Below are 9,921 nucleotides of genomic sequence, written 5' to 3'. Positions count from 1 at the left end.
GCGGGACAAGATCAACGGTGACGCGCGCAAGCTGCGGGCTGACCGCTGCCGTTATCGGTGGCGCGCTGAAGATCAGCGATGCTGCTGGCTTCAGCCTTGAAGCATCGGTTCAGACGCCATTCTACAACAACGGCTTCGATATTGAGGCTGCGGCAAACAGCCAGATGCGCGTACTGATCGAAGGAGAGGCGTTCGAGCTTGCGGCGGTCGCACCCTCTGGGGCGGCACTGCCGGTCAATGGACAGCGCGCGCTTGAGGTTGCTGTCGTGACACTCACATCCTCGACCGTTGACGGCACGCAGAATGCTGCGGGCGGTGTTGTGATCGGGTCGACATGGGAACTCATTCTCGACGGCCTGACTGTATCGGTCACCGCCGTCACCGGCGATACGCTGCAAAGCATTGCGGGCCGCCTGGTCGCACAACTGGCCGGCACCGATTATGCCGCGTCCGAGCTGTACCGGACTGCGACGCTGGTACCGTCTATCATCGGTGGTGTCGCTGCTGATGCGACCTGGAGCATTCTGCTTGATGGCGCACTGGTCAGCTATACGTCTGTCGAAGCGGACCTCAAAAACGGTATCTCGGGGATCGGCCAGAAGATCGCTGACCAGATTGCCGCGCTGGACGAAGGGTATGTGGTCAATGTTTCTGCGGGCGGGGCGATCTCGATCTCGCGGCCTGCTGGCAATGCCTTCTCGATCGTCACGATCACGAATACTGGCGTGACCAGCCTGTCTGCGGCGGGCAGCAACAGCATTGCGCCGCCTGCGTTCGTCGACAACACCATCGTGATCTTCAAGCGCCCAGATGCCGCTGGCGTGCCGCCCTTCGGTCTGGAAGTCGTGCGTCTGAAAACGGTGGGTGCCGAAACCAGCCAGACGGGTGCTGTCAACAGCGCCCTGCGCAAGCTGAGCGTGACCTATTGGGATTTCGCCGCTGTCAGCTTTGGCCCGATCAGCGGTGTGATTGCCCAAGGCACGACATGGGGACTGCGCCTGAGTGCGGCTGACATTGCGCAAGGTTTGGACGCTGCCGTGCTAGAGACTTACGACTACGTTGCTGGTGACAATCAAGAGCAGATCGTGCCTGCGGCGTTCGATCTGAAACTGCTGGATGACGATGCGCCAACGGTCGAGATCAGCGAGAGCGGCAACTCCACCGACGTGGCCGAGCGTTTTGCCGGCGACGGCGTCAACGGTCCCGATAACCGCGTCACCGACAGCTTTGACATCGTGCTGACCGGCGCGCTGACCGGTGACAAGTGGGTGACGGTTGATGTGACACCGCTGATGACACGGACCTACAATGGCGACGTGGCCTTTGATGCGGCGGCCAATTTTGGCGAAGCGAACCGCGTTCAAGTTCGCGTCGCGGCCCCATTCGCTGAACTGTCCTTTACCGGAGCGGTTGTCGAGGGCGAGGTCTGGTCCGTCACGCTTTATGACGACGCCACCTATCAGGTTGGTGCGGTGACTGCGACGTACACGGTTCAGGATGGTGATACGCTGGCATCTGTCCGCGGCGGTCTGATTGACGCTATCGATGCCCTGACCAACTACACCGCCGTGCCGACGTCGAACGCGATCCTGATCACAGCAACCAATTCGGCAGCCTTGCCACGCTTCTTTGTCGAGACGATGATCACGCCGGATACCCGTGGCACGATCTTCACGCGCACTGTGCCTGACTTCAGCTTCGACAACGTGCTCGAGATCGAATTCGCCGGTATTCCAGCGATTGGTGAGACATGGGATGTCACATTTGAAGGCAAGCTTTACAGCCAGACCGTTGCCGCCGGTGACAGCCTTGCAACGCTCGCCGCGAAGCTGGCCAGCGACATCCAAGGCGATGACGATCAGCGGATCAGAGACGGTGGCGCGCGGATTTATGATGTGACCGTCAACGGCACGGTTGTCGGTATTCAGGTGATCGCGGACAAGCGCGCCACCCTGTCGGCCTCCGGCGAAATCATTCCGGTCGGATCGACTGTTGCGGACAGCGATGGTGCCATGACGCTGCGCCAGTATGTCCGCTTTGATAAGACCAACTGGGACAAGGCACAGACGATCACGGTTCTGGCGATCGATGACGAGATCATCGACGGTGGAGATGCGAAGGTATTCGCGGCGTTTAACGAGCGTGTGAATTCCATCCGTGGCCCGATCAACGTGATCGGGGGCAAATCGCCCACAGCAGTCGAGCTAAACAACCCGATCCTGCGTCCGGGCGAGACCAACGACAAGCTGCCAAGCGGGACAGCCGACTCCATCGAGACAACGGACAGCGTGACCACGATCACCGATCAGGCGCTGACCCATGTGAACAAGCTTTACGGCGAGCGTCCCGGTTTTGATCCACGCATCAACGGCACAGCGACGATCTATGACGTTGCGACCTTTGGGGACAACGGCAGCGGCGACCGTGTTGATGTGGTTAGCGCCACGCAGGACATCCTGTCCTTTGCCAGCGGCACCGAAATCGGTGAAGGCACGCCGTTCACCGTTGACCTGAGTGTTGACGGCGTTGATGCCACCGCGATTGGCGCGGCTGAGGTGTTCGGCACACCGGACCAAAGCGCCGCCGTTCTGGGCATGCTCGATTGGCTGGAAGCCACAGTTGATCTGACCGCTGCGTCGTCGTTCGGCACATATTCGATTACGCTGTCGCCGACACCTGGGTCGACCGCTGGTCAGATCACCGTCAGCTATACGCCCGCCGCTGGTCAGAACTTTGCCGGAACGATCGCGCTGGAACTGGCCAAGGCGATCAATGCTGCCACCACCCAGTTCAAAGCCCGCGCCATTGTGAACCTTGTCGGCGAGACGCGCCTGCGCATTGTTGAAGACGGTGACGCAACTGGCGGCTTTGATATCGATGTGACGACACCGACGGATGGCAAGGCGATCATCGGCGGCACACCTGTGGCTGAGCAGTATAAGCAGGCTGGCGTCACCTGGACGATGGCGGCGATCCGCGTGCGTGATCCGAACGCCGGGTCAACATGGACGCTGAGCGTTGACGAAAACGGCCGGAGTGCCGTTGCCACCGCCGATGTCGCGTCGATCACGCAGACGCTGGCCAACAAGTTGCCCGGCAGCCTGACACCTGTCGTGTCCGGTACGTCCGCGACGATTGCCGCGGCATTGCCAGATGATTTTACGACAGGTCAGGACATCCTCTATTCTTACGCGCCTGTGAACGCGAACCTGCGCGTCGATGAGGCCGATCAGGTTGATACGCTGACGATCTTCAACGGCGAAAGCCCTGCCGCTGACGTGGGCGTGTTGACGGCAAGCCGCCTGAGCGGTCTTGGGATGGGCGATGACGTTGTGATCGCAGGAAAGCGGATCGCGGGCGGCATCGCCTACAGCGATATCGAAGTTCTTGATATTCGTCTGGGCCGGAACGGCGACACGCTGACAGTTGAAAGCACGCACAAGGGCAAGACACGCATCGACACGGGTCGTGGCGATGATGTGATCAACGTGAAATCCACCAATGGTCACACTTTCATCACGACAGGCACCGGCAATGATACTGTCAACGTCGGGTCGGACCGTGGCATCCTTGACCAGATCACTGGCCAACTTGTTCTGGATATGGGCGCTGACGCGGGCGACAAACTGAACCTGAACGACAGCCTTGATACCAATGCAAATGTGATGACCCTGACCGGTGATCGCCTGACCGGTCTGGACATGCCATCGGTTGCCGAAGTCCAGCAGATCGCGGTCCGCGCAATTGGTGGTCGCTTTACACTGGGCTTTAACGGTACCAGCGCCACCGCAGAGCTGACAGCCTTCGTCTACAATTCAGCCAATGCCGCAACCATCGCCGCCGCGACCGAAGGTGCGCGCCAGCAGATTGCGGCGATCACCGGCTATGATGTCGCAGTCGAGATCGTCCAGACCAAAGACGGCATCGCCTATCTAATCGAATTTGGTGGTCTTGCTGGCGGTCTTGATGTGGATGCCCTGACCGTGGTTGACACCACCGGGTTGGATGCGGCGGCAGATTCCACCACCGCAGTCACAATCGAAGAGCTACGCAAGGGCATGATCACGCCCGTTCGTGACAATGTCGAAGTGCTGCGCCTGTCCGCGACCAGCGGGATCTTCACGCTGACTTTCATGGTGCCGGATGTGAACGGTGTGGTCGCGCTGCGGACGACCGAGGCGATTGCCTGGAACGCGAGCGAAAAGCAGATCCTCGCGGCACTTGATCCGATCCTGAACCCGAACAACGGCTTCGACTTCCTGCCCTACACGCACAACGTCGGCGTGGACCGCTTGGGGGATGCCATCTATCTGACCATGCAAGGCGAACTGTCCGGTACACGCATCGCCAGCATCAATACACGCGGGCTGGGTGGCGATTATACGCAGGCCGACATCGCAATCGCAGCGCCAACCGTTGGCCAGCGGTGGACTGTGACCGTTACCGATCTGGTGACACCGACGCAGATTGCCGGTCTGACCGCTGCGGCGTCTGTCTTCAGCTACACCGCCGCGTTGGGCGATACGGACCAGACTGTGGCGCAGAAATTGGCTGACGAGATCGCAGCGGCGCAAGGCCCGCATCTGGTTGCGACCGCCGATAATGGCATTCTGACCGTCACCAGCCGTTCAGGTGCGCCGATCGAACTGTCCGTAACAGGCGCGCTGAAGGCCGCCGGTCAGCAGACCAACAGCATCGCTACAACGCTGCAGAATGATGGCATTGGCTATCACAACGTCGAATTCCTTGACCTGTCCTTGGGCAGCAATGACGACGTGCTGAACATCCAGGGTACGACTGCCCGTACCATCATTCATCTGGGTGAGGGGGATGAGCGGATCTATATCTCCTCCGAGGCCGCAGAAGACCTGACGACGGATACGCGTTTCCTGACCGGCCATCTGAATAACATCACCGGGCTGTTGAACATTGATGCGGGCATCGGTCGTCATCAGCTGATGATCTCTGACGAAGCCGCCATTCTGGCTGACGGTACGGTCGCGCAGCGCGCGCTGATCACCGACAACCGGGTCGCCGCACAGGCCGCTGCGATTGCGCGCGGCATCGACGAGACCTTCATTGATCAAACCGACATCTATGTCGTCGGCATCGCGCCCGCTGCCATCGGCTATAGCGCTGATGCGAACGGCAACTTCCTCAGCGGCGTGACCTATTGGACCGGCTTTGGCGACGATGTGATCTTTATCGACGCGACGCACCTGCGGGCCATAGCAGGCGCGCAAACGGTGACTTCGCTGAACACTGGTCTGGGGAATGATAACGTTCAGATCACGCTGGACGACGGCGATGACTTCTTTGTGCTGAACTCCCAAGGTCCCTATGACCAGTATGATGCCGTGCGCGACGCTGACATCGTCACATCGCCCGATACGACCCGCCCGCTGGTGATCTTCGGTGGTCAGGATGACGACAAGATTGATACGGGCACAGTGGACGATATCGTGTTCGGCGACCGTGGCGTGCTTGAGTATATGGATGAGAACGGTGCCGTAAGCCTGCGTCTTGGCACCGGCGGTCTGACGGATGTGACCGATGGCGTGGCCCGCGCGCCGACGTCGTTTAGCTCGACCTTCACCGATGTGGGTGGGGCGGATACGATCAACACCTTCACCGGCACGGACATCATCATCGGTGGTCAGGCGGGTGACGTGATCGATGCGGGTCAGGGCGACAACATCGTCATTGGGGACAACGGCGAGGTGCAGCTGGCAACCGAAGCGCCGAACTTTGGCACCTTCCGATATGCGCTGGTTTATGCCGCGACATTGGATGCGACCACCGGCGGCAACGACATCATCCGCACGGGCTATGGAGCTGACCTGATCCTTGGTGGTTTTGGGAACGACAACATCGTTGCAAACCTGGGCGAGACAGCTGCGCAAAGCGATGCGGTGAACCTTATCCTTGGTGACTTTGGTGCCGCTTACTGGAACGACGAAAATGATCTGTCGACGCTGGATCGTGTGATCTCGACCGACACCTTCGTGGGTGGCGACGACTTCATCCGCACGGGCCGCGCCAGCGATATCATCATCGGTGGCGACGCGAATGACGATATCGACGCAAGCCAGGGTCAAAACCTGATCATCGGTGATAGCGGCGAAATCCTGTCGGGTGCCAAAGCGACGAATGTACCGGCGTTCGGTCTGGCACTGCAGACAATCCGCACGATCGAGGATACCCGTGGTGGCATCGACAAGATCCGCACCGGCGACGACACAGACATCATTCTGGGTGGTCAGGCGGGCGACGACATCGATGCGGGGCAGGGCAACAATATCGTTCTGGGCGACAACGGCTATGTGATTTTCGAGACGGAAGCGCCGAACTTCGGTGACCTTCAAATCGCGGTGGTCGAGATTTCGACCACATCGCCCACAACGGGCGGCAACGATATGATCCGCACGGGCTATGGCGCTGACCTGATCCTTGGTGGCGGTGCCAATGACACCATCACGGCAAACGTGGGTGAGACTGCGACGCAAACTGACGCGATCAATCTGGTCTTCGGTGACTTTGGTGCCGCGTACTGGAACCGTGATGGTGATCTGGCGACGCTCGACTTGGTGACGTCCATCAACACGGCCTTTGGCGGGCGCGATGTGATCAAGACCGGTCGCAGCGACGATATTGTGTTGGGCGGCTTTGATCAGGACGAGATTTACGCCTCCGAAGGGTCGAACATCGTTCTGGGCGATAGCGGTCTGCTGAAATCCAGTGCGATCGAGACGAACGTGCCAAGCTTTGGTCTGGCGCTGCGCACGCTGATGTCGATTGCGGATGAATTGGGCGATGACGACATGATCGCCACCGGTGCCAGCACCGACCTGATCTTTGGTGGCAACGGCGATGACACAATCGACGCCGGTCAGGGCGATAACATCGTACTTGGCGACAACGGCACCGCGATCTTTGACAGCACCGTGACCAATTTTGGCGATCTGCCCATCGCGATCCTGAGTGTGACCACGCAAAGCCCCGCAATCGGCGGCAATGACATGATCACGACGGGTCTGGGCAACGACATCGTATTTGGTGGTGCCAGGGATGATACTATTGTCACAGACTTTGCCGGCGATTTCAGCGGCACCGACGGGTATGACATTGTTCTGGGCGACCACGGCTACATCAACTTTGTGAACCCCGAGACGGGTACCTACACCTTCCTGCGCGACATCGTGTCGATTGACCCGGCCTTTGGCGGCGATGATGTGATCAGCACAGGTCTGTCGACCGACATCATCTTTGGCGGCAACGGCAATGATGCGATCAACGCGGGCATCGTGGACAACTTTACCGACGTCGTCTTTGGCGATAACGCCAAGATCACGCTGAACAAGACCGGTGTATTCGAAGGCCCGACAGCTGCTGATCCAAGTGGTCAGGAATTCGGCGTCATCAGCTTTAACTTTGGCAATGATCACTATCGCGCGGACACCACGGTGGACGGTGTTGCCGGTGCGGGCAACTCGGCCTCTGACAAGCCGGCACCGCGTGCCGATGGCTGGAACGAGCTGAGCGAGGATCGTGGCATATTTGGTGATGACGCGGCAGAATTGGTGCGCGCCGAAACCGGTGCCATCATGCGGGATGTCACCATCGACTGGAGCGTGCGTGACAACAAAGACCGCACCCGCGACGCCAATGATGATACCCATAGCGATATCCCCTATCCGAACTCGGCGGACGACCGTCTGTACGAGGGATACCTTTATACCGGTCACGACGACACACTGGTCATCACGCTGAGCGGTCTGGATCGCCATTACGAGACGTTCGACATCTACGTTTACCTTGATGGTGATGACGGCAAGACCAGCCGCAAGTACGGCACTGTGCGTCAGGTCAGCATCGGGTCTGAAAGCTATTTCGTCAGTGACCCTGACGGCGTCAACTTTGATGGCGATCTGATCCGCGTGACCTCGCAAGAGCGGAATGCGCCGGGTCTGGGCAACTATGTTGCTGCAACCGGTCTGTCGGGCGGCGAAATCACCATCGAAGTGTCGATCCCGTCGAACCAACGCTATGGCTACCCTGTCATTTCGGGGCTGCAGATTGTTGGTCAGTCCTATCCGATTGATAAGTTCCAGACTGTTGCCGACAGCATCGGGGGCGATGACGTGATCATTACCGGTGGTGGCGAAGACATCATCCTTGGCGGTGCCGGTGACGACATGATCAACAGCGCCGGTGATGCCGATATGGGCCGCTTTGATGCCGATACGGTTCTGGGCGACGGCGGTATGCTGACCTTCCTGCGCACCGGTCCAGTTGGCCCTGTCGAATTTGGCGAACTGCGCGAGATCGTCAGCCGCGATGGTGATGCGACGCCGAACTACAATGACACGATCCTGACCGGAAACGGCACGGATCGCGTGATTGGCGGACAGGGTGATGACACCATCAACACCGGCGACATCTTTGAACACAACGGTGTGGATGATGCGACGTCGGGCACAGATGTGATTGCACGTGGCTTCAACTTTGGTGCGCAGGTTGACGAAGGTTGGGTTGACGGTCCGGCAGGCTTTGTAGCTGCGGGCACCTGGACGAACTTCGTGGATCAGGGCAACTTCACCAAGACCTTTGCAAAGGACATAGGTTGGGGCTGGTACAAGAAATCCAAGAGCTATGACGTCCGCGTGGATTCCATGCTGACCAACGAAGGCATCCGCGTCACTGTAGGTCAGGATCTGGATAGCAAGTATGTGCGCGACGTCTATGTCGAGGATCACGATCAGATCAACGCCGACACCCAGAACGGTAGCCTGTTCAACGGCTATATCTATGCCAAGTCCAAATCTGAACTGGGCGTCGATGTAACAGGCCTAACCGCGATCTACGGAACCGGCAGCTATGACGTATATCTTTACATTGATGCAGAAGACCGTGATGCGGCGCGCAATGGTGGGTATCGTCTGGTGTCGGCCAATGGTCAGTCGATCAGCTTGAACGATCCGGCAGGCGCGAACTTTACCGGTGAATTCATCGAATATGACCCGATGAACCCAAGCCTGCCTGCCAATGTTGTGATCTTCCGCGATGTGAGCGGTGACGCGTTCGAACTGCGCATCAACTCGGGCGGCTACCAGCACAAGGGCAAGTGGTATCTCCATGACCGCGACACGCCGAGCCTTGCAGGCATCCAGATTGTCGGTGGCGCTGATAAGGCCAATGTGGTGCAGCAGGGCGACCTTGATACCGACCTCGTGCTTGGGGATCAGGGCTTCATGCGGATTTTTGACAACACGGTGTTCAATTTTGCCGCGCTGACGGGCGCGCCCGGAACGGCGAACGACACGATCCTTGGTGGTGCCGAAGGGGACGTGCTGATCGGTGGCGATGGTGATGATACGATCAAGGGCGAGGACGGCGATGACCGGATCGTTGGCGACAACGCCGAAGTGATCATCATCCGTGGCAACATCATCGGCCTTGACGGGTTCAGCGACAACGGAAAGCGCGAATACTATAACAGCGTCTTTGACCGCATTGACCCCTACACCATTCAGGGTTTGCAGCTGATGGACGTAGCTGCAGGTGGCAAGGACGTGATCGAAGGCGGTCGTGGCAATGACTGGGCGTGGGGCGGTACCAATGATGATACCTACGTCTTCGCCGGTGGCAGCCTTGGCATTGACCGTCTGTTTGAAAGCGACTTCATCGAGAACGAGCGCTCCTCCAAGCGCTCCGACAACGGCACGACACCTGAGGGCCTGATGAACGATACCGGCGACGCACTTGATTTCAGCGATTTCATCGGCTCGGTTGATCTGAACCTGCGCGATAGCAGTCGCAGATCATCAATGGCGGTCGCCATCACGGTAAGATCAACCTGTCCCTCAAGCTAACACGGCTGGCGGGTCGAGATGTCTCTGGATCGCCTTTGACGATACATCA

Annotated in this window: 1 protein-coding gene; it reads left to right on the top strand. The window is 58.9% G+C overall.

What is annotated here, in order from left to right; all coding sequences use genetic code 11:
• Positions 1 to 17: 17 nt before the first annotated feature.
• Complete coding sequence (locus tag RGAI101_RS20745) at positions 18 to 9,872, top strand: calcium-binding protein (RefSeq protein ID WP_008230192.1); 9,855 nt, start codon at positions 18 to 20, stop codon at positions 9,870 to 9,872.
• The last annotated feature ends 49 nt before the right edge of the window (positions 9,873 to 9,921 follow it).

Origin of the sequence: Roseobacter sp. GAI101 (assembly GCF_000156335.1) — a bacterium.
Classification (GTDB): Bacteria; Pseudomonadota; Alphaproteobacteria; order Rhodobacterales; family Rhodobacteraceae; genus Sulfitobacter.
The sequence above is the reverse complement of the archived record's forward strand: the minus strand, read 5'-3'. Positions and strand labels throughout refer to the sequence as shown.